The organism is Variovorax sp. UC74_104, from assembly GCF_044055375.1.
Taxonomy (GTDB): Bacteria; Pseudomonadota; Gammaproteobacteria; order Burkholderiales; family Burkholderiaceae_C; genus Variovorax.
Genome location: NZ_CP171978.1, coordinates 6,151,281 through 6,172,170 on the forward strand (window position 1 = coordinate 6,151,281; position 20,890 = coordinate 6,172,170).

The window sequence follows — 20,890 nt, forward strand, 5'->3', positions numbered from 1 at the left end:
CGGGTGCCGCTTCGAACCCGTTCATGGCCAGACGTTCCCCTGAAGCCCCCTCCGACGCCTCCCCCGCCGCCGCGATTTCGCTGAGACCGCCCACCCGGCGCAATCTGCGCTGGGCGAGCGGGCTGGTGCTGATGGCCTACGTCACGCTGCACCTGCTGAACCACTCGCTGGGCATCTATTCGTTTGCCGCCGCCGAGACCATGCTGCGCGGCGTGCAGGCCTTCTGGCACACCATCGCGGGCACCGCCCTGCTCTATGGCGCGGCCGCCACGCACCTGGCGCTGGCCGTGGTCGCCCTGTGGGAGCGGCGCACCCTGCGCATGCCCCCGCTAGAAGGCGTGCGCGTGGCGCTGGGTTTCGCGCTGCCGCTGCTGCTGGCCACTCACCTCACGGCCATGCGCGGCGCCTACCAGGCCTACGGCATCGAGGGCTCGTACGTGCGCGTGGTCTGGGGGCTGTGGGACTGGCAGGGCGCCGCCGCGCAGCTGCTGATGCTGCTTGCGGCCTGGACCCACGGCTGCCTGGGCCTGCACTTCGCGCTGCGGGCCAAGCCGGCATGGCGGCGCTTCTCGCACCTGCTGCTGGCGGTGGCCGTGGTGCTGCCGCTGTCCGCCGCGATGGGCTTCGTCTCGATGGGGCGTGAGTTCCAGTGGACCGGCGTGCCGCCGGTCGCGCTGCCCACGGCCGAGCAGTCCAAGGCGCTGGGTACGGCCGAGAACGCGATCAAGTGGGGCTACGGCCTGGCGCTGATCTCGCTGCTGGCGGCACGCTGGAGCCGCAACGGCTTCTCGCGATGGTCGCGCCAGCCGCAGGTGGCGCTGCGCTACCCCGGCCGCACGGTGCAGGTACCGCGCGGATGGAGCGTGCTGGAAGCGAGCCGCTCCCACGGCATCGACCACGTCTCGATCTGCGGCGGACGCGCGCGCTGCTCCACCTGCCGCGTGCGCGTGGCCGGCCCTGCCGAACACATCGGCGAAGTGGGGCGCGACGAGCGGCGCACGCTCGACCGGGTGCGCGCGCCGGCCGACGTGCGGCTGGCCTGCCAGCTGCGCCCGCGCGGCGACATCGAGGTCACGCCGCTGTTCGCGCCGCTGCCCAACGAGGGCCGGCCCGCGCCGGTGGGCAGCTTCGGGCGCGAGCGCGACGTGGCGATCCTCTTCGTCGACCTGCGGCGCTGGTCGGGCCTGTCGGAGCGGCAGTGGCCCTTCGACCTGGCCTACGTGCTCGACCGCTACTTCGCCACCGTGGGTGCGGCGGTGCGCGAAAGCGGCGGCGTGCCCAACCAGTTCATCGGCGACAGCGTGATGGCGATCTTCGGCCTCGACTGCGACCTGCCCACCGCCTGCAGGCAGGCGATGCGGGCGACGGAGCTGATCGGCCAGCGCATGGACGCGTGGAGCGAAGGCTTCGAGGCGCAGTTCGGGCAGCGGCTGGAGTTCGGCATGGGCCTGCACGCAGGCCGCGCGGCGGTGGGCGAGGTGGGCTACCTGGAGACGACCACCTTCACCGCCATCGGCGAAGTGGTCAACACAGCGAGCCGGCTGCAGGACCACTCGAAGACCGCGGCCTCGCGCCTCGTGGTGTCGCTCTTCGCGGCCGAGCAGGCCGGCGTGGCGGACGCCATGGGCGAGGCCGAAGTGCTGAAGGTGCGGGGCCGCTCGGAGCCCCTGGCGGTGCTGTACGCGCCGCAGGCGACCGCACCAGCGACTTCGGCGACAACGGCCTCCCTCTAGCTGCCAGTTGGCGAAAGCGGTGCGCAAACGCACATCGCGAACCACGATGCGGTTTCACACTGCATCCCGTGGCAACGACGAATGTCCGCCGCCCACACAGTCAGCAAAGGGACTCGCATCATGAACACCAAGCAACGCATCGCCGCTCTCTCCGCCATCGCATTCGCCATGCTCGGCGCAGCGGGCGCGGTCCACGCCGAAGCCTATGAGGGCGTGCAGCCCCTCACCGCTTCCGCCAGCCGCGGCGACGTGAAGGCCGAAGCCGTGGCCGCCACGCGCGAAGGCAACCGCTATTCGGACGCCGCCGCCGAAGGCGCCGTGGCCTTCAACTCCACGCTCGACCGCGCCACCGTGCGCGAGCAGGCCGTGGCCGCCGCCAACAACCCGCTGCAGAGCCTGGACCGCCGCGCCTTCTACCGCGACGAAGTACCCGCGGCCTACAAGAAACCCGGCGTCTCGTTCACGCGGCAGGCCAGCCTGCCGAGCGCGGCACGCCCCTGAGGCAAGGGCTCAGGGCCGCACGCCTTCCCAGGCGTTCCGCAGCAGCGCGCGGATTGCCGCGCGCTCCAGCGGGCGCGGGTTGGGGTACTGGTTCTTGAGCGCGTGCTCGCAGGCCAGGTCGAGATCGGCCTCCTTCATGCCGATGTCGCGCAGGGCGACCGGCGCGCCGTTGTCGCGCGCCAGATCGTACACAGCCTGCGCGGCGCTGCCGCTTCCCGCCAGCGCCTTGGAGATCTTCGCCATGGCCTCGGGCGCCGCCGCAGAGTTGTAGGCCAGCGCGTGCGGCAGCACGATGGTGTGGGTCTCCGCATGCGGCAGGTTGAAGCTGCCGCCCAGCGTGTGGCACAGCTTGTGGTGAAGCGCCATGCCGACATTGCCCAGCACCGTGCCGCACAGCCATGCGCCGTAGAGCGCGTCGCTGCGGGCGGCCGGGTCCTTGGGCGTGGCGCGAATGGCCGGCAGCGCGCGGCCCAGCGCGGCGATGCCCTCCTGCGCCATCAGGTCCATGATCGGGTTCGAGTCGACCGCGTAAAGCCCTTCGGCCGCGTGCGCGATGGCGTTGATGCCGCTGGTCACGCTCATGCCCACGGGCAGGCCGAGCGAGAGCTCGGGGTCGTAGATCACGGTGCGCGGCAGCACGCGGGCGTCCTTGCCCGTCTTCTTCATGCCGGCTTCGGTGATGCCGTAGATCGGCGTCATCTCGGAGCCCGCGTAGGTGGTCGGGATGGCAAGGATCGGCAGGCCCGAATCGAGCGCAATGGCCTTGCCCAGCCCGGTGGTGGAGCCGCCGCCGATGGCCACGGCACAGTCGGCGCCGAGCTTGCCGGCCACCTCCCTCGCCTCTCGTGCGGTCTCGATGGGCACGTGCATCACGGCGCGGTCGAACACCCCCGCCGCATGCGCGCCGAGCATGTCGGCCACGCGCTCGGCCTGCGGGCGCTGCTCGGGCGTGGAGAGCACCAACGCCCGGCGCGCGCCTAGCGCATCGATCTCGCGGGCCAGGTGCTGCAGCGAACCTGCGCCGAAAACCACCCGCTGGGGTGCGCTGGTGTAGATGAACGAGGGTGTGGTCATGGCTTGGTGCCCGTATCTCCGGTGTCTCCGGTATGTCCGATGTCTGCCTGGACGAATCCGTCCGCCCCCGGCCCGTGCCGGGCCACCACGATACGCCGGCTCGCCCGCCGTTCAATGGCGAAAAACGGAAAGGAGTTTTCCGCCAGCCGCGGACACCGGCCTCGCACTCGCCTCAGGCCGGTGCGACTCGCACCGTGCAGGCCTGGCGGCTCTCGGCGATCGAGAAGCGCACCGGCAGGAAGCGCTCGATCACCGCGCAGTTGGTGCGCGTGTGCTCGGTCACCTCGCTGCAGGTGAAGGCGCATTCCTTCCTGCCCTGCCACGCCGCGAGCGCCAGCAGCAGCGCCAGCTGGTCCGCCAAGTGCGGTCCCACGGCCGCCTCGCTCTTCTGGAACGAGCGCAGCTCCTTCACCAGCCCGTGCGCCACCTGCTCGGCGCTCAGCGACTTCTCGCCGAAGGCGGTGAACACCTCGGTCACGTGCTCGTAGGCCAGCGTCGCCAGCAGCGCATTGCCCGGGCCCTCGTTCTGGCGCACCGAGCCGAAGCGCAGCTGATCGCCCGACCAGCCCATCGCGCCGCCCAGCGTTTCGAGCTCGCGCGTCGGCACATGGCGCGGAATGCCGGGCGCCAGGCATTCGGCGTAGTTCGACTGGTGCGCACCGCGCGTCATCAGGTCGAAGGGCTGCAGCGCACCGGCTGCCGGCACGACGACCGCCTCGACCTCGCCACCGCCAGCCGGATAAAAGCCGCAGCGGCGCAGCGTCAGCTGCAGGTCCGCACCCAGTCGGCGCACCAGCGGGGCAAACGCACGCTCCAGGAAATGGAACGGCGGCGCCATCGGGTTGTGCGTGCCGCCGCTCAGGTACACGCGGCTCTGCGTACCGGCAAGCAGAAGCGGCGGCAGCACCGTCTGCAGCACCAGCATGCAGCTGCCCGCGCCCGAAATCGCGAAGCGGTACTCGCCGGCACGCACCGGGCCGGGCACGAAACGCAGCGACTGCGAACCGAGCTCGGCACCATCGACTTCCGCGCCGCTGATGGCAGCAGCCGCGTTCACGCAGGCGAGGTGCTGTCGCATCAGGCCCGGCTTGGCACGGCCGGCGCGGATCTTCTCGATGGCCATGGGTTGGCCCGTGACCATCGACAGCGCGAGGCTGGTGCGCAGGATCTGGCCGCCACCCTCGCCCTGGGAGCCGTCGAGTTCAACCATGCGGAGCCTCCTCTTGCTGCTTCTGCTGCTCGAAACGCAGCACGGTCTCGTAGAGGAAGGCATCGAGTCCTGCCTCCTCGGAGCGCGGCAGTGGCGTCACCTGCTCCGCCGCATTGGCCGCCAGCTCGGATTCGATGAACGCATGGATGCCGCTCCAGCGCGGGCTGGTCGCGGCCTCGCCGGCGCGCATCTTCACTTCGAGCAGCGCGTTGATCTCGGCGATCAGCGCGGCGTCGCGCACCGGGTCGAGCGTGCGCTGCGCCAGTTCGGCGAAGCGCATCGGCGGCACGCCGGGCTGCGTGCGGATCCAGCGCGCGGCCAGCAGCGGACGCAGCACGTAGAGGTACTTCTTGTAGCGCACCTCATCGGCCTGCAGGTGCTCGCGGAAGTTCTTCTTCGCCATCGAGGCGTAGTGATGCCAGGCGCGTGCGTTGGAGAACACCGTCTCCGACAGTTCGCGAAAGCGCGGCATCGCGGTCGCGTCGTCGCGGTACACGACGGGCGAGCGCAGCCATTCGAGCAACGTCGGGTTCGACTCGCGCATCAGGCCCAGGGCCTTGCGCAGGTCCCAGCCGTTGATGTCGAGATCGCCGCTGATAGGCACCTCGATCACGTCGCGGCGCGGCATCACCGTGAGGTACCACGGCAGGCGATTCACGTAGATGAAGCGCACATCGTAGTCGCTGTCGGGCGAGGCGAAGCCCCAGCCGCGGCTGCCGGATTCGCAGGCGAAGAGCACGGTCACGTCGTGCTTCGCCTCGATCTCGCCCAGGGCCTCCATGATCTGCGCGCGCATGGCGGGCTCGATCGGGTGGGCGGAGCGCAGGAATTCGTTGTTGAGGTACTCGGTCATAAATGAAAAAGCAGTTGTCTGCCTCGCTCTGGAAGCCAGCGCAACGACGATCAGGAATAGGGGCCAACGCAGTCAATCTGTGCTGCTTGCAACGAGAGCAGCCAGCGTTTGATGACGTGGGTTCCATACGGTGAGACACCAGATACCCCACCACTCCTTCCCATCTTCAAAATACTTGCTCCAATTGCTACGCTCCGGCTCCATGAAGGGGTCACCTACCCAATCAAGGACTTCGATATCGTGATCCGGCAACAACCCCACAACCGTACAGAACTCAGAGAACAACTCTGGTGGACACCGAAGCGAGCTGGGTGGATTTTGAAAGGCTTGCGACAGTCGCTGAAAGCCGTTCGGCGGCTCCGATTTTCGAAGCGGCGAGGTACGGCAGACAGGTTCGGCTACACAGACTTCAACAACGCTAACAGTATCCCAAGGCATAGCAGACGCGTTGAAGACATCCTCGGGCCCCATCGAGCGCTGCCCGGCCTTCAGATGAGGGTGTTTTGCCATTTGCCATTGCCAGCCTCGATCTGCCATTGCCTGCAGTTCGCTAAACAAGGCCTCCAACAATGAGCGGTGATGTACCTCGTCGACGGAGCCCGCTGCAGTCAGACATTGCCGAACCGTGAAGTAGAACTCACAGCCTGCGGCCTTCATGCGAAGACGCAGGGAGTCCGTGACACTTTCCAACTCCAAGGACTGAGGTAGGAGTTGAACGCTCATGGTCGTGGCCCGTCGGCGCCGCGGGCGAGAGTACCCGCTGCATCGAGTTCAAACACGTCAAGGTCATTGGCCAGATAAGCATTGCCGCCATAGTGCCGCTGCGTCTCTTCCATCAATGCGGCCATGCCCTCTTCGTTCTGATGGCGCGCGCTGAAGTGCGTGAGGATCAGGTTGGGCACTTCGGCCGCCTGTGCGAACTCGGCCAGCAGGCGCGCGGAGCTGTGCATCGGCCCTGGGCCGACCTTGTCGAGTGCCTCCTGCGTGAAGGTGGCCTCGTGCACCAGCAGTTGCGCACCTTTGCAGGCGTCGTGCAGCAATGCGGGTTTGGCGTTGTCGCCGCCCACCACCGCGGCAACCGTTTCGACCTGGGTCTCGGTGTAGTCGGCACTGCGCAGCAAGCCGCCGTTGAAAGGCACATCCTCGCCTTGCTGCAGCGCACGCCATGCAGGACCGGGTGGCAGACCGATGGCGCGCAATGCGTCCGCTTTCAGTCGCACGCGCCGCGTCTCGACATGAACGCGGTAGGCGTGGCTGGGCACGCGATGCAGCAGCGCGTGGCGCTCGATGCGCACGCCGGGCGCCTCGTACACCAGTTGCTGCGCATCGAGATCCACATGCTCGACTTCGTAGGGCAGATGCAGGTCTGTCAGCGTGCGCGTGGCCTCGAACCACTGCCACACCGGCAGCGGTGCGATCAGCTTCAGCGGCTTGGTGCGCTTGCCCATGCCCGCGCTCGCGAGCAGCCCCGGCAGCCCATAGCAATGGTCGCCGTGCACATGCGTGATGCAGACGGCAGCCAGGTCGTTCAGCGACAGCGGCGTTTGCAGCACGCGATGCTGCGTGCCTTCGCCGCAATCGACCAGGAACCAGTCGGCGCCGAGCACCGTCTGCACCGCGAGGCCGGAGACGTTGCGGTGACGCGTGGGGGTACCGGAAGAGGTTCCCAGGAAAGTCAGTTTCATCATCGTCGTCAAGGCCATCGCTCCCTGTTCATCAGCGCACTCTTCGCCGCATCCGCGGCAACGCGCTCCCAGGCAAAGTATCGGCGACCGCCTGCGGGGCGGGCCGTCATCAGTTCATGCAGCTTCGCGAGGTTGGATTCGCCGCCCCATCGCGCCATGGTCTGGATCGCCAAGACACGCAGGCTCCACCATTTGCTTTCGAGCGCGGCCTCGACTTCGGCCACGGCTCGTGCATTCGGCTTCGTTGCACCCAACGCGCGAAGACGATCTGTCTGCTCGCCCAGGAGGTTCGCACCCGGCCCCGTATTCCGCAGACGCTCCCGCCGCGCACGACGACATGCCAGGCATCGAACGGCTCGGCTATCGATATGTCCGTGCACGACCTCGTACCACCACTTCTGCTGCTTGGCCGTCCACAGCTCCTCAGCGCCGCAGTCGCGGCAGGTGAAGGGGCGGGCTACATAGAACGCAGGCAACACACCATAGGTGTTGTTGTATTGCTTGAGGACGGACCGATCCGCCGGCTCGCAACCGAGCGCGAATCCAAAATCGGGCTGCGGCAGACGGACATCCTTCGCACGCAGGCGCGCGGCCGATGCTGCGGCGCGCTCGAGGCGACGCGCCTTGATTTCGGCGCGGCGTTGCTTGTTGCTCTTCATGACTCTCAGCCTCGCTTTATCTTGTCTTGCTCGATGGCATGCAACATCCGTCGTGCTCGACCCCCAGTCCAACGATCCTTGCGGGACGAGATCTCGCGAACGCGAGCGGCGAACTCATCGTCCGCCCATCGAACAGCAAGCCGGCAATCGTGACAAAACCGTCCTGTAGAAGGCCTGCGTGTCAACGACGTCAACAGACTCCTCAACACGCTGCTGCGTTCCTGTTCGGATAGATCGCTCTGCTTCAGCAGATGGCACAGTCGATCGCGCAGGTAGCCGGATCGAAAAAACCGCGGCCCCATTTCGATGTAAAGAATGGCCGATTCGCGCCATGCTCCCTTGCCTTGGAGAACCCCTTCCCGCGCCTCATCACTCCACAACTCGAACACAGGGCTCTCATAGCTGCGAAAGCGTTCGGCTGCCACCTTCCAGGCAGTCCATGCCGATACGGAACGTCCGCGTTGCGTGAAGGCCTCTTGCAACGCCAGCTCCCGACGCTTCAGTTCAGCTTCAGTTTGTCGAATGCACCTGTGATCGATCTTCATCTTGGCCCTCCTGCGCCGGCCTCGATGGACGGCCGGCTATCCCTTCACGCATACGACCTGCTTGAGCGTGTAGACCACCTCCACCAGGTCCTTCTGCGCATCCATCACCGCGTCGATGTCCTTGTAGGCCATCGGGATCTCGTCGATCACGTCGGCGTCCTTTCGGCATTCCACGCCTTCGGTCGCGGCGATCTGGTCGGCCACCGTGTAGAGCTTCTTGGCCTTGGTACGGCTCATCTTTCGACCGGCGCCGTGGCTGCAGCTCATGAAGCTCTCGGGGTTGCCCTTTCCGCGCACGATGTAGCTCTTGGCGCCCATGCTTCCGGGAATGATCCCCAGCTCGCCCGCCTTGGCGCTCACCGCGCCCTTGCGGGTCACGAGCACGTCCTCACCGAAGTGCGTCTCGCGGCTCACGTAGTTGTGGTGGCAGTTCACCGCTTCCACGTGCGCCTCGAAAGGCTTGGTAATGACCTTGCGCGCGGCCGCGACCACGCGCTGCATCATCACTTCGCGGTTCGCTCGCGCGAACTTCTGGGCCCAGCCCACCGCGCGCACGTAGTCGCCGAAGTACTTGGCGCCCTCTTCGAAGTACGCCAGGTCCTGGTCGGGCAGGTTGCGCTGGTGCTGCTCGGCATCCTTCTTCGCGAGTTCGATGAAGTGCGTGCCGATGGCGTTGCCCACGCCGCGCGAACCCGAGTGCAGCATGAACCACACCGAACCCGCCTCGTCCAGGCACACCTCGATGAAGTGGTTGCCCGTACCCAGCGTTCCCAGGTGCTTGTGGTTGTTGGTGTTCTTCAGGCGCGGGTAGTCCTCGCAGATCGCATCGAACTCGTCCACCAGACCGGCCCAGGCCACGTCGGTCTCGTTGGGAGGCGTCTCCCACGAGCCCTTGTCGCGGCCCATGCGCTTGGGGTTGGATCCGTGCGGCACGGCCTTCTCGATCGCCGAGCGCAGCGGTCCCAGGTTGTCGGGCAGGTCGTTGGCATGCAGCGTGGTCTTGCACGCCATCATTCCGCAGCCGATGTCCACGCCCACCGCGGCCGGGATGATGGCCTTGAAGGTCGGGATCACCGAACCCACCGTCGCACCGATGCCGTAGTGCACGTCGGGCATGGCCGCGATGTGCTTGAACACGATGGGCAGGCGGGCAGCGTTCTCGAGCTGCTTCTGCGCCTCGTCTTCCACGGGTACGCCGCGGGTCCACATCTTCACGGGAACGCCGTTGGCGACTTCGTGCAGGTTGTAGTTCTTGCTCTGTTCCATTTTTCTTTCTCTCTCTTTTTGGCTATCTATCTATTCATTCTTCACGAACGACTGGTGGACACGGCGGGATTCGAACCCGCATCAATACGGCGACCGCGGTGTTTCAATCCAGCGGCCCAGTCGACGATTGGAAACGCGCGCCAGTGACAGACCCGTCATCGGAGCCAGCACCTGCATCCTCAACCTTGCTCGTCGACCGACTTTCCCGCCGCATCCGGTGCTACCCGGACTGCCGGCAATATCAACATTTTTGGCAGTGGCGCCCCCTTCTGTGCCTGCGTGCCCGAAATAAAAGTGAGGTGACGAGTAACGACAGGTCGTTGACTGAGCTATCTGCCGAAGCAGACCGGGACTCGGACCCGGGACCTTCATGGCCAAGACCATGACGCTCTTACCTGTAGACCTGCCCGCATTCACCTCGAAACAAAAAACAGCGACAAGAGTCGGCGAAACGTCGTGCTCTGACCACTGAGCTACGGTCTTGCGACCGGCGGGAGTCGAACCCGCGACCACGAGATTAATAGTCTGTAGTTCCGCCAGCATTCGCTGCAAAAAACAGTGCGACAAGGATGGCAAGACATGCCCACCAGTGAACTGGTGTCGGGGCTCGACCCCCGGGCGTCCAGATGTAGTCCTGCCTGCATTCGCACTTCAACTTGGTGTCCCCGTCCGGCGACTAACGATCGATGTGAGGGAAACATGGTTGGATGTACTCACATCTGCATTCGCCGGACGACGACTTCAATCGATTCGTGGGAGGAGTACCGCGAGCCTGGCCCGCGGCACTCTCCTGTCGTTCAGATCGAGGTTTCCTCGATCACACCCACCCAGTGGTCGGCGCCCAGGCCACCCGCGGCATACACCGCCAGCAGCTTGAACACTTCGTCGCTGAAGCCGCCGATGTTCAGCACATCGTCGCGCTCCTGCGCCTGGGCGGTCGCATAAGGCTGGATGTCGATGCACACCATCCGCGCCTTCGGGTTGCGCTTCTTGAAAACCGCCCATTCCTGCATGGTTGCAGTACCGCGGCCGCGTGCAGGGTCTGCCCACGACTCGTTGTCCGACACCAGCACCACCAGATCGGCTTGCGCCTTCTCGCGGTTCAGCAACGCCAGCGGCGCGCTGCACGAGGTGCCGCCACCACCTACCGCCGCCAGCTTGGCCGCGTTGGTCATCACCGAATCGCGAGGATTCAGTTGCAGCGAAACCACCTTCGTTTCGAAGGGCAGCACGCGCGCATCGGCATTGCGGCGCAGCATGGCGGCAGCCACCAGCGCGGCCACGTCGATGCATCGCACCGTCGAGGTCGCCGAACCGCGGTGACCCGTCACTGGCGAGCTCATCGAGCCCGACACGTCCGGACACACCACCACGCGGCCCTCGAACTGCGGCACGTTGGCCAGCGCGAGTTCCATCGCGTCCTGCAGCGCTTCCTTCACCACATGCGGCACATCGGCACCGGCTGCCTTCCATGCGGCCATCAGCTGGTACGGCAATACACGGGCCTTGGCCACCGCCTGCGGATCGCGCAGCTTGGCGGCCACTGCTTCGGCAAGACCGGGCAGCGCGAATACACCGTGGCGGGCGAAGGTGTTCAGGTTCTGACGCACCATCTGCCACGAACCGCGCTGCGCGATCTGCGCCCACGCCTGCGTATCCAGCTCCAGTGCGGTCAGCATCTGGAACGGCACATCCGGAACCTCCTGCGCACGGTCACGCTTGAAGCGCTCGAAGGCCTGCGTCACCGGCGGCAGCGCCTCCAGCGCATACGGACGATCGATCAGCCATGCGAACCATGCGGCGCGCCAGGCTTCCGCGGGCTTGGGGTGAACCATCTTCACCACATCGGCCAGCGACGGCGTGTTGCCCACGGCGGCGTTCAGCAGCTGAGCCTCGGTCGCTTCGAGCAGCCATTGCTGCACCAGCTTCTTCGGACGCGTACCCAGCGACTTGCGGCCCACTGCGCCGGAGCGCAGCATCTGCACGAAGTTGCGCAGCATCTTGCCGTTGTCGACCACGCGGCCGAACACCTTGGCAAGCAGCGACACGTCGCGCACCGCCAGCGTTGCGGCCAGCAGCGCCGGCATGTCCTTCATGTGGCCTGCGCGGCGGGCATACACGGCCGTCTTCGCCACGAACACCGGATCGATCTCGCGAGCGAGGGCCAGCACGGCATCGAGCTGGTCCTGGGCCTGCGCGTAGAACGTGTTGTTCAGGCAGCCCGTGGCAGCGAGCTGCGCCAGGCGATGCTTGGGCGACAGCGCATAGGCGGCGCCGCCGGCTTCGTTGCGGGCATCGGCAGCGGGAGGCAGGGCACCGCGCAGCGTCTGGAAGAGTTGAAGGTTGGCCATGTGACTTCTCCTTGTTCGATTCTTTTGGGTCGATTTTTTTCTTGAGTTGCGATCCTTATTGCAACGGGTGTGCCAGCGCTCGATCCGCCGACGATCCAATCTCACAAGCTATTGATTTGATTCGACTTTTTCTGGATCGACGCAGCCAACCGCTTCCGGCCGAACTTTTCTTCACGCCAATTTCCTATAATTTTGGATAGCCATTTATCCAAATGAAGAAGAAACCCATCGTCGTCATCGGCTTCCTCGGCACCCAGCTCGACGCCGGCCAGGGCGCCGGCCGCTGGAACAAGTGGCGGCCCACCGTCTCGCTCGCGCAGCACGAGGACATGGTCGTCTCGCGCATGGAGCTGCTCTACACGCTGCGGCACAAGGCGCTGGCCGAGGTGGTGAAGGCCGACATCGCCACCGTCTCGCCCGAGACCACGGTCAACCTCGTGCCGCTCGACCTCGCCGACCCCTGGGACTTCGGCGAGGTCTACACGCGCCTGTACGACTGGGCGCGCGGCTACAGCTTCGACACCGAGCGCGAGCAGTACTGGACGCACATCACCACCGGCACGCACGTCGCCCAGATCTGCATGTTCCTGCTGTCCGAATCGCGCGTGGTGCCCGGCGTGCTCGCGCAGACATCGCCGCCGAAGAAGCAGCGCGAGGGCGAAGCCGGCAAGTGCACGCTGATCGATCTCGACCTCTCGCGCTACGACGTGATCGCGCGGCGCTTCGACGCGGAGCAGCGCGACGCGGTCGCCTTCCTCAAGAGTGGCATCGCCACGCGCAATGCACGATTCAACGCGCTGATCGACGAGATCGAGCGCGTGGCCGTGCGCTCGCGCGCGCCCATCCTGCTGGTGGGGCCGACGGGCGCGGGCAAGTCCTTCCTGGCGCGGCGCATGTTCGAGCTGAAGCAGTCGCGCCACCAGATGACCGGGCCCTTCGTCGAAGTGAACTGCGCGACGCTGCGCGGCGATGGTGCGGCCTCCACGCTCTTCGGCCACAAGAAGGGCTCCTTCACCGGCGCCGCCGCCGACCGCGCAGGCCTGCTGCGCACCGCGCTCCAGGGCGTGCTCTTCCTCGACGAGATCGGCGAGCTCGGCCTCGACGAGCAGGCGATGCTGCTGAAGGCGATCGAGGAGAAGCGCTTCTTCCCCGTGGGTGCCGACAAGGAAGTGGAAAGCGACTTCCAGCTGATCGCCGGCACCAATCGCGACCTCCGCAGCGACGTGGCCCAGGGCCGCTTCCGCGAAGACCTGTTCGCGCGCATCAACCTCTGGACCTACGACCTGCCCGGCCTCGCACAGCGGCCGGAGGACATCGAGCCCAACGTCAACCACCTGCTGGCCCTCCACGCCGCCGAGAACAACCGCGTGGTGCGTTTCAACGCCGAGGCACGCGCCGCGTACCTGCGCTTCGCGCAAAGCGGCGAGGCGATCTGGAGCGGCAACTTCCGCGACCTCTCGGCCAGCGTGACGCGGCTGGCCACGCTGGCCGATGGCGGGCGCATCCCGGTCGCGCTGGTGGAAGCCGAGATTGCCCGGCTGCGCTGGCTGTGGAAGCACTCGGGCGCCGCACCGCCCGCTGGCGAAGGCGTGGACCTCGATGCCCTGCTCGGCGAAGAACGCAGCGCAGCGCTCGACCTGTTCGATCGCCTGCAGCTCGAGGCGGTGGTGCGCGTCTGCCGTCAGTCGCGCAGCCTGTCGGACGCCGGACGCCAGCTCTTCCAGGCTTCGCGCGCGCAACGCAGCGTGGTGAACGACGCCGACCGGCTGCGCAAGTACCTCGCCAAGCATGGCCTGGAATGGGGCCGGATCGCGAACGCCTGAGCTATCCTCCGCCGCGATGGCCATTTCCGCATTCGCCGTGAAAGTCCCCGCAGCCGAGCCCCTGGTCGCAGACCTGCGGCATCGCTACGACGCGACGGCGGCACAGGGAGTGCCCGCGCACATCACGGTGCTCGTTCCCTTCATGGACCCCTCGCTGATCAGCGCCGACGTGCTGCAACGCGCGCAGCAGTCATTGAGCAGGACGCCGGCGTTCGACTTCACCCTGCGCGAGGTCGGACGCTTTCCCGAAACCACCTACCTTGCGCCGGAGCCGGCCGCGCCCTTCATCGAGATGACCCTGGCGCTGGCGGAGGCATTTCCCGGCTTCCCTCCTTACGGCGGCGAGCACGAGGGCGTCATTCCGCACCTGACGGTGGCGCACGGCAGTGCGGCCGACGCGGACACAACCGCCATCGCGCTCCAGTCGCGCCTCGTCGCATCAGCCACCGTGCGCGCGGCATGCACGGAAGTCACGCTGATGGAGAACTCTTCGGGCAACTGGCGCGACATGCACGTCTTCCAGCTGCCCCAAGCCCCCGAACGACCCATGCGCAACGTCCTCTTCATCTGCAGTCGCAACCAATGGCGCAGCCCGACGGCGGAGCAGCTCTGGCGCCGGCATCCGCTGGTCTCCGCGCGCTCCGCCGGTACCAGTCCGAATGCGCGGCACAGGGTCTCCGTCGACGACATCGAATGGGCCGACGTGATCCTGGTGATGGAAGAGAAGCACAAGTCGAGGCTCGCGGCCGAGTTCTCGCGGCTGCTGGCGCACAAGCCGGTCCACGTGCTCGACATTCCCGACGAATACAAATACATGGACCCCGAACTGGTCGAAGAACTGCAACGCTCGGTCCAATCGATTCTCGGAATCGAATAGCAACCAAGAGGAATGAGCCCGTCGTGACTGACATCCTTTCCCGTCTTCAAACGCTCAAGCGACTCGACCTGGACTGCAGCAGCTTCGCAGCGAAGGCGCACTGGTACGACCTGAATCCGCCACTTTCCGAAGAGGAGGTCGCGCAGATGGAGGCGAAGTACCGATGCAGGTTTCCCAACGAGTACCGCAGGTTCATCACCGCGATCGGGAATGGCGGTGCAGGCCCGGCCTACGGCGTATTTCCGCTCGGCATGCAGGACGAATTTCATGGGCTCACCAGTTGGGACGCCAAGTTCTCGCTCATCGGCGATCTGTCCAAGCCATTTCCATGGGAGCACGCTTGGAATTTGTCTACAGACTTCTGGGCTCAGCAGCCAAACCCAACAGCTGATACGCGCACTGATGAAGAAGATCGAATGAACGAAGTCTGGGACAGAAAGCTCGAGACGCAGTACTACGCGACGAGCATCATGGACGGCGCCATACCCGTCTGCCACGAAGGCTGTGCTCTGCGCAATTGGCTGGTCGTGACCGGCCCGCTGGCGGGTACCGTCTGGCGCGACCTGCGCGCGGACTACAAAGGTATAGAGCCTTTCATGAACGAGAACGGAACCCGTATGGGTTTCAACGACTGGTACCTGCAGTGGGTAGAGCAGAACATCCAACGAATCACCGAGTCGCAGGCACAGACTCGGTTCTCCAAAGCTTTCTCGCCCAGGGTGTCGAAGCTCTCGAACCCAAAGGCTGCGGCGTTTGCGGTCTTCTGCGCCCAAGCGCTCTATCCCAACCTCGAGGCCTATGCCTCGGCCATCGGTTTCGGCAAGGAGTTCGCGCTGCAGGACCGGCTGGACGAGGTGCTGTGGGCACAGCTGCTGCAACAGCACCTTGAGTTGCCGGTTACCTGCGACGAAATGGTGGATGGCATGCTGCAAGTACAGCACGACTTGGCACGGCACCTGTCATCGACAGGAAAAAGCGGCCCGCACGATGCCGGGATGAAAGCCGCGATTTTTTCGTACATCGCTGCCTGCACGTTCTGGTTCGACCAGGGCGACCCACGGCATTTGCTGGCCGTCACGCAGGGTGCGGTCACCGAGGAATCCATGTTCGACACGGCGGAGTCTGAACTGCAATGGGCGCTCGACCGACTCGAAAGCGAGTCATCAGAATGGGCCAGCGCCAGTGCCGTCGAAAGCCTTCGCGTTCGTGCAAAGGCCTGCAAGGCATTCCTGCCATCGTCGACGCGCCAAGCCAACGCCTCATCGAACATCCCATCGGCGCAACGGCCATGGTGGAAGCGTTTGTTGCCGACACGAGCAAACTGAACAAAGGCGCATTCGATACGTCTGCGGCCAGCCAAGAAGCTAACCCATGCCAGAAATCTACATAAGCACCGACGTCGAATCAGACGGCCCCATTCCCGGCCCGAACTCGATGCTCAGCTTCGGCTCGGCCGCCTACACGGCCGACAAGCAGCTCGTTTCCACCTTCAGCGCCAACCTGCACACGCTGCCCGGCGCGGAGCCCGACCCCAAGACCGCCGCATGGTGGAAGACCCAGCCCGAAGCCTGGGCCGCATGCCGCGCCGACCTGCAGGAGCCGGCTCACGCGATGAAGAGCTACGTGAGCTGGCTCAAGGGCCTGCATGCGCGGCCGGTGTTCGTCGCATATCCGGCGGGCTTCGACTTCCTGTTCGTCTACTGGTACCTGATGCGCTTCGCGGGCGAGAGTCCATTCAGCCACTCGGCGCTCGACGTGAAGTCGTTCGCGATGGCGATGCTCAGGCTCGACTACCGCGACAGCACCAAGCGCGCGATGCCGCGCCGCTGGTTCGACGCCGGCCTGCCGCACTCGCACGTGGCATTGGACGACGCCATCGAGCAAGGCGCGCTCTTTTGCAACATGCTCGCGGAAAACCGCGCGGCAGTCGCCGGCGGGAAGCCCGCATGAAGGGCGGCGCGGTGCGGCGCTGGCTCGGACGACTGGCGATGTGCACGCTGCCGTTCGTGCTCGGCGGCTGCGTGCAGTCGATGTTCTATTACCCCGACAACGTGCGCTACGAGACGCCCGACGCACTGGGCATGCGCTACGAGAGCGTGCAATTCACCAGTGCCGACGGCACGCGCCTGAGCGGCTGGTTCCTGCCGGCGGAGAACCGCCAGAACCCGAAGGAAGCCAAGGGCACGGTGGTGCACTTCCACGGCAACGCGCAGAACATGAGCACGCACTGGCGCTTCGTGGCCTGGCTGCCCAAGCGCGACTACAACGTGTTCGTCTTCGACTACCGCGGCTACGGCCAGTCCGAAGGAAAGCCGGAGCCCAAGGGCGTGTTCGAGGACTCCAACGCCGCGCTGAACTACGTGCGCTCGCGCGGCGACATCGACCCCGAGCGGCTGTTCGTCTTCGGCCAGAGCCTGGGCGGCACGAACGCCATCGCGGTGATGGGCGCGGGCAACCGCGCGGGCGTGAAGGCGGCGGCCATCGAGTCGACCTTCTATTCCTATTCGTCGATCGCGAACGACAAGCTCAAGGGCGCCGGCCTTCTGGTGAGCGACGAGTACGCGGCGTCGAGGTACGTCGCTGCCGTGTCGCCCATTCCGCTGCTGCTGATCCACGGCACGGCCGACCAGGTGATTCCGCTCGCGCATTCGAAGCGCCTGCTGGCCGATGCGCGCGAGCCCAAGCGGCTGATCGAAGTGCCGGGCGCGGCGCACCTTCGAGCCGATGACGGCGCTGCGCTACGGCGCCGCCTACCGCAAGGCGCTGACCGAGTTCTTCGAGTCGGCACAGCATCCGATGCAGCAGTGACGACACAGCCATGAAGCATTTCGACGAAGCCGCCACCCGCGCGCCGCTGGGTTTCGATCGGCTGGTGCCCGCATTGCGCGCGGCCTTCGCGGCCGGAGCCCAGGTGCCGCCGCGCCATGTGCACGCCATCGAAGCCGACGGGAGCAAGGGCACCGTGCTCATCATGCCGGCCTGGAGCGACGCTGGCTTCCTGGGCATCAAGACCATCAACATCTTCCCCGGCAACGGCGCGCAAGGCCTGCCCGGGCTGCATGCGACCTATGTGCTGTACGACGCCCGCACCGGCGTGCCGCTGGCGATGATGGACGGCAACGAGATCACCGCGCGCCGCACGGCGGCGGCCTCGGCGCTGGGTGCATCCTTCCTGGCGCGGCAGGATTCGCGCAGGCTGCTGGTGCTGGGCACCGGACGCATCGCGCGCATGCTGCCCGCGGCGCACGCGAGCGTGCGCCCCATCGACGAACTGTGGGTGTGGAACCATCGGCCGGAAGGCGCGGAGGCCCTGGCGGCGCAATGGCGCGCCGAGGGCTGGAACGCCCGGGCGGCCACCGACCTGGAAGCCGCCGTGCGGGAGGCCGACATCGTGAGCTGCGCCACGCTGGCCACCGCGCCGCTGGTGCGCGGCGAATGGCTGGCACCGGGCTCGCACCTGGACCTGATCGGCAGCTTCACCCCTGCCATGCGCGAGGCAGACGTGCACTGCTTCGCGGGCGCGCACGTCTGTATCGACACCGAAGAGGCACTGCAGAAATCCGGCGACCTGCTCGACGCGATGGCTGCCGGCACGCTGCGCGCCGAGGATGTCCGGGGCACGCTCGCCACGCTATGCCGCCCGGAACAGCTCGGCCGCCCGAACGAGACCGCGCGCACGGTATTCAAGGCCGTCGGCAGCGCCCTGGAGGACCTGACCGCCGCCACGCTGGTGTGGCAGTCGAGCGACATCGACTAATCCTTATGGCCTAGTTTGAATCCCTCCGGAGCGGGTTTTCCTACATCTGGATACGTCGTGTAGCCAATAGCGCACAGGGCGCATCGCGCGTACCGTGGCACCTGACACCATCGACTCGGGGGGTCGCCACATGCTCAGCACCGAACACAAAGCCAACATCCTGCGCAAGGCCGGCTACGCCGTGCCGCCCCGGCCGGGCGATGCCGACAGCGCCTATCAGACGATCCAGTGCTGGCAGAAGGCCGTCGATACGCTCTACGTGACGTACGCCGCCAGCCGCGCCGCCAAGAGCCTGCGCGATGCGGAAGAGGCGCGGATGCTGGCCCTGCTGCAGCTTCGGTCGGCCAAGGCCTACGCCTGAGAACCCTTCGGGCGGGTCGTTCCTCAGGGCTTCTTCTGCTTTTCCGGCGCGTCGTTGCTGCCGCCGCGCGACAGCTGGCCCGCCTTCATCGCCTCGCGGTTCGCCGCACAGCGCTTGGCCGCGGCGGCTCGGCGTTCTTCCCTCGACAGCTTTGGCGCCGTGGTCGCGCGAACTTCGCCTTCCTGCATCTGCGGGCCCCGTGCGGCCGCGGCGCCGTCCACGCGACGTTCCTTGCGCGCCTCGGCGCGCTCCGCCCTGGTGGTAGGCGCCGTAGGCCGCGCCTTTCCTTGTGCGGGGTCCGCTTCGCCGGAAGACTGCGCGGACGCCACCGACACGACCATCATCTGAGCCAGGACCAGGCAAACCGGCACGAGCATTTTTTTCATTGCGACGACCTTTCAGGACGAGTGAAGAAACTCGGCGGGCATTGTGGTCAGGGACAGGGCGCACTGTCCACTCCGGCAGGCGGGTTGCCGGCGCGTCCCCGGCCTGCCTGCCGGCGATCGCGCAGATAGGCCAGCACCAGCCTGACAAGTTCGCTCCTGAGCACGGGCGAGCCCAGGTCGCCACGGCGCGCCGCCGCATGGACGACCCCTTCGACCGCCGAAGACAGCATGCGAGCGGCCGCTTCGCCTTCAGTGCCGTCGTCGCCTTCGCCGGTGGCCGTGCCCGAAACGACCAGCGCCCGGTAGCGACGCTGGTATTCCGCCTCGAACTCGGGATAGCTGGAGCGCGCGGCAAGCGGCACTTCGTCGACCAGCACGCGGTGCAGCGCCTGGTCGACCGAGTGGGCGGCGATGACGCCATCGACGAAGCGCTCCACCCGCCGGTCGAGCGCGACGGCTTCGCCGCCTTCATCTTCTTCTTTCTCTTGCGGACCCGACAGCGCCGCGAGCACCTCGTGGAGATGACGCTCCCGGATCGACTCGGCAATGGCCAGCTTGTCCGGGAAGTACTGGTAGAGCGAGCCGACGCTGACGCCGGCAACCGCCGCGATCTCGTTGGTGGTGAAGCGGGCCCATCCGCGGCGCGCCAGAACGCGAGTTGCGGCCTCGAGGATCACGTCCACCGTGACGCGCGAACGCTGCTGCCGGGGCGCTTTGCGCATGGTCCTGCGCTGTAGGGGAATGCGAGTACCCAAGTTCGAGGCTCCACTCAAGAATAGGACGGCGCGCAAGGCGTGCGTTCAACCGCTCAAGGGGAGATTGTGATGAGTACGCAGATGCTTCTGGCCTCGCTGTTTCGCTACAAGGCCTGGGCCGACGAAGGATTGCTGGCGGGCCTGGCCGAGCTTGCTGCCACGGGGCCGGCCGACGAATACCGCACGGCGGCGCGCGTGTTCAACCACGCGTGCATCGTCGATCGCATCTTCGTCGCGAACCTGCAGCGCATGGCGCACGGCCACACCGCGACAGGCGCGCCAGAGCCACCGGCGCTGGAAGCGCTGGCCGAGGCCGTGCGAGAAACCGACCGCTGGTACATCGACTACATCGCGCGCCTGGACCCGCAGGCGCTGGCGGAGAACATCGATTTCACGTTCACCGATGGAGCGCCGGGCCGGATGTCGCGCGAGGAGATGCTGGCCCACGTGGCGACCCATGCGGGCTATCACCGCGGAGAAGTCGGCCGGATCCTGACCCGGCTCACGGGCTCGTCGCCGCCCGACACCTTCACCGGCTTCCTGCATCAAGCCGAGCCCGGGCGCCGCGCACACAACGCGTAGCGGCGGCGTCCTCGGGCAACGGCCAGCCGGCTTACTTGCCCTGCGCCGACTGCAGCACGGGGTTCTGCATGGTCGAGACGACCTTGCTGTTGACGCGCGAGCCGCTGGTCACGTTTTGATCAGGCGCCGCAGCGGTGGCCATGGCTTCCTGGTAGACCTGCGCCGGGTCACGGCTGGAGGTGAACGGGTCCGGGCCGCGCGAGCCGCGCGTCACGTTCTGGTTGGGCGCATGGGCCGTTTCGACGGCCTGCTTGTACACGGCTTCGGCATCGGCCGTGGAGGTGAACGGATCGGCGCCGCGCGAACCGCGCGTGACGTTCTGGTCCTTTGCGTGAGCGGCGGCAATGGCTTCGGCTTCGACGGCTTCGCGGGTGCGTTGCTGGGCGTTGGCGGAAGCGAGGGAGAGCACGGCAAGTGCTGCGGCAAGAGCGAGTCGGGAGGTCTTCATGATGATTCGGGTCTTTTCTGTGAG

22 protein-coding genes and 1 pseudogene are annotated in these 20,890 nt (G+C 66.4%); 11 read left to right on the forward strand and 12 right to left on the reverse strand.

What is annotated here, in order from left to right:
* Positions 1-23 precede the first annotated feature (23 nt).
* Both ACHMXA_RS29090 and ACHMXA_RS29095 read left to right on the forward strand, forming a co-directional pair.
* Positions 24-1,733 carry an adenylate/guanylate cyclase domain-containing protein gene (locus tag ACHMXA_RS29090; protein WP_395317336.1) on the forward strand — a complete coding sequence of 570 codons (1,710 nt, stop codon included), beginning with the start codon at positions 24-26 and terminating at the stop codon, positions 1,731-1,733.
* A gap of 120 nt (positions 1,734-1,853) precedes the next feature.
* Positions 1,854-2,234: an alpha/beta hydrolase gene (locus ACHMXA_RS29095; RefSeq protein ID WP_395317337.1), complete on the forward strand. Its 381-nt coding sequence runs from the start codon at positions 1,854-1,856 to the stop codon at positions 2,232-2,234.
* Between the two features lie 9 nt (positions 2,235-2,243).
* Here the strand turns inward: ACHMXA_RS29095 and ACHMXA_RS29100 are convergent, their stop codons facing one another.
* From ACHMXA_RS29100 to ACHMXA_RS29140, 9 genes are all read right to left on the reverse strand, one after another.
* The gene (locus tag ACHMXA_RS29100) at positions 2,244-3,308 is read right to left on the reverse strand and encodes a maleylacetate reductase (protein WP_395317338.1); all 1,065 of its coding nucleotides are present in this window, start codon (positions 3,306-3,308) and stop codon (positions 2,244-2,246) included.
* Positions 3,309-3,480: 172 nt separating this feature from the next.
* Positions 3,481-4,518 (reverse strand): RNA 3'-terminal phosphate cyclase, encoded by a 1,038-nt coding sequence (gene rtcA, locus ACHMXA_RS29105; RefSeq protein WP_395317339.1) that lies wholly within the window; start codon positions 4,516-4,518, stop codon positions 3,481-3,483.
* On the reverse strand, positions 4,511-5,371 hold the full coding sequence (locus ACHMXA_RS29110) for a nucleotidyltransferase domain-containing protein (RefSeq protein WP_395317340.1): 861 nt from the start codon (positions 5,369-5,371) through the stop codon (positions 4,511-4,513). Before ACHMXA_RS29110 ends, rtcA begins: the two co-directional genes overlap by 8 nt.
* Positions 5,372-5,443: 72 nt before the next feature.
* Positions 5,444-6,094 (reverse strand): hypothetical protein, encoded by a 651-nt coding sequence (locus ACHMXA_RS29115; protein ID WP_395317341.1) that lies wholly within the window; start codon positions 6,092-6,094, stop codon positions 5,444-5,446.
* A complete protein-coding gene (locus tag ACHMXA_RS29120; RefSeq protein ID WP_395317342.1) occupies positions 6,091-7,056 on the reverse strand; it encodes a ribonuclease Z in 966 nt (321 codons plus the stop codon). The genes ACHMXA_RS29115 and ACHMXA_RS29120 overlap by 4 nt, the downstream gene beginning before the upstream one ends.
* 8 nt (positions 7,057-7,064) lie before the next feature.
* Positions 7,065-7,715 carry a zinc-ribbon domain containing protein gene (locus ACHMXA_RS29125; RefSeq protein WP_395317343.1) on the reverse strand — a complete coding sequence of 217 codons (651 nt, stop codon included), beginning with the start codon at positions 7,713-7,715 and terminating at the stop codon, positions 7,065-7,067.
* 5 nt (positions 7,716-7,720) lie between these two features.
* Positions 7,721-8,260 carry a hypothetical protein gene (locus ACHMXA_RS29130; RefSeq protein WP_395317344.1) on the reverse strand — a complete coding sequence of 180 codons (540 nt, stop codon included), beginning with the start codon at positions 8,258-8,260 and terminating at the stop codon, positions 7,721-7,723.
* Positions 8,261-8,296: 36 nt separating this feature from the next.
* Complete coding sequence (locus ACHMXA_RS29135; RefSeq protein WP_126025610.1) at positions 8,297-9,526, reverse strand: RtcB family protein; 1,230 nt, start codon at positions 9,524-9,526, stop codon at positions 8,297-8,299.
* Positions 9,527-10,323: 797 nt separating this feature from the next.
* Complete coding sequence (locus ACHMXA_RS29140) at positions 10,324-11,877, reverse strand: RNA-binding protein (RefSeq protein WP_395317345.1); 1,554 nt, start codon at positions 11,875-11,877, stop codon at positions 10,324-10,326.
* Positions 11,878-12,089: 212 nt separating this feature from the next.
* On the opposite strand from ACHMXA_RS29140, the gene rtcR reads away from it, so the two are divergent.
* The 8 genes and pseudogenes from rtcR to ACHMXA_RS29180 all read left to right on the forward strand — a co-directional run bounded on the left by rtcR (position 12,090) and on the right by ACHMXA_RS29180 (position 18,695).
* Entirely contained in the window at positions 12,090-13,700 is a 1,611-nt protein-coding gene (rtcR, locus tag ACHMXA_RS29145) for an RNA repair transcriptional activator RtcR (protein WP_395317346.1), read from the forward strand.
* A gap of 16 nt (positions 13,701-13,716) precedes the next feature.
* Positions 13,717-14,136 (forward strand): annotated as a pseudogene (locus tag ACHMXA_RS29150) (2'-5' RNA ligase family protein); the annotation flags it as partial.
* Between the two features lie 111 nt (positions 14,137-14,247).
* A complete protein-coding gene (locus tag ACHMXA_RS29155) occupies positions 14,248-14,577 on the forward strand; it encodes a low molecular weight protein tyrosine phosphatase family protein (RefSeq protein WP_395321407.1) in 330 nt (109 codons plus the stop codon).
* 23 nt (positions 14,578-14,600) lie between these two features.
* Positions 14,601-15,902, forward strand: a complete 1,302-nt coding sequence (locus ACHMXA_RS29160) for an SMI1/KNR4 family protein (RefSeq protein WP_395317347.1) — start codon at positions 14,601-14,603, stop codon at positions 15,900-15,902.
* Between the two features lie 46 nt (positions 15,903-15,948).
* A complete protein-coding gene (locus ACHMXA_RS29165) occupies positions 15,949-16,527 on the forward strand; it encodes an exonuclease (protein ID WP_395317348.1) in 579 nt (192 codons plus the stop codon).
* Entirely contained in the window at positions 16,524-17,399 is an 876-nt protein-coding gene (locus ACHMXA_RS29170; RefSeq protein WP_395317349.1) for an alpha/beta hydrolase, read from the forward strand. The genes ACHMXA_RS29165 and ACHMXA_RS29170 overlap by 4 nt, the downstream gene beginning before the upstream one ends.
* Complete coding sequence (locus ACHMXA_RS29175) at positions 17,396-18,334, forward strand: ornithine cyclodeaminase family protein (RefSeq protein ID WP_395317350.1); 939 nt, start codon at positions 17,396-17,398, stop codon at positions 18,332-18,334. Before ACHMXA_RS29170 ends, ACHMXA_RS29175 begins: the two co-directional genes overlap by 4 nt.
* Positions 18,335-18,464: 130 nt before the next feature.
* Complete coding sequence (locus ACHMXA_RS29180; RefSeq protein ID WP_395317351.1) at positions 18,465-18,695, forward strand: hypothetical protein; 231 nt, start codon at positions 18,465-18,467, stop codon at positions 18,693-18,695.
* A 23-nt stretch (positions 18,696-18,718) separates the two neighbouring features.
* Here ACHMXA_RS29180 and ACHMXA_RS29185 read toward each other — a convergent pair whose 3' ends face one another.
* Together ACHMXA_RS29185 and ACHMXA_RS29190 are read right to left on the reverse strand one after the other, a co-directional pair.
* Entirely contained in the window at positions 18,719-19,072 is a 354-nt protein-coding gene (locus ACHMXA_RS29185; RefSeq protein ID WP_395317352.1) for a hypothetical protein, read from the reverse strand.
* Between the two features lie 56 nt (positions 19,073-19,128).
* A complete protein-coding gene (locus tag ACHMXA_RS29190) occupies positions 19,129-19,803 on the reverse strand; it encodes a TetR/AcrR family transcriptional regulator (RefSeq protein ID WP_395317353.1) in 675 nt (224 codons plus the stop codon).
* Positions 19,804-19,905: 102 nt separating this feature from the next.
* Here ACHMXA_RS29190 and ACHMXA_RS29195 point away from each other — a divergent pair, with 102 nt between their 5' ends.
* Positions 19,906-20,418 (forward strand): DinB family protein, encoded by a 513-nt coding sequence (locus ACHMXA_RS29195; RefSeq protein ID WP_395317354.1) that lies wholly within the window; start codon positions 19,906-19,908, stop codon positions 20,416-20,418.
* Between the two features lie 31 nt (positions 20,419-20,449).
* On the opposite strand, the gene ACHMXA_RS29200 is transcribed toward ACHMXA_RS29195, so the two are convergent.
* Positions 20,450-20,866 carry a hypothetical protein gene (locus tag ACHMXA_RS29200; RefSeq protein WP_395317355.1) on the reverse strand — a complete coding sequence of 139 codons (417 nt, stop codon included), beginning with the start codon at positions 20,864-20,866 and terminating at the stop codon, positions 20,450-20,452.
* Positions 20,867-20,890 lie beyond the last annotated feature (24 nt).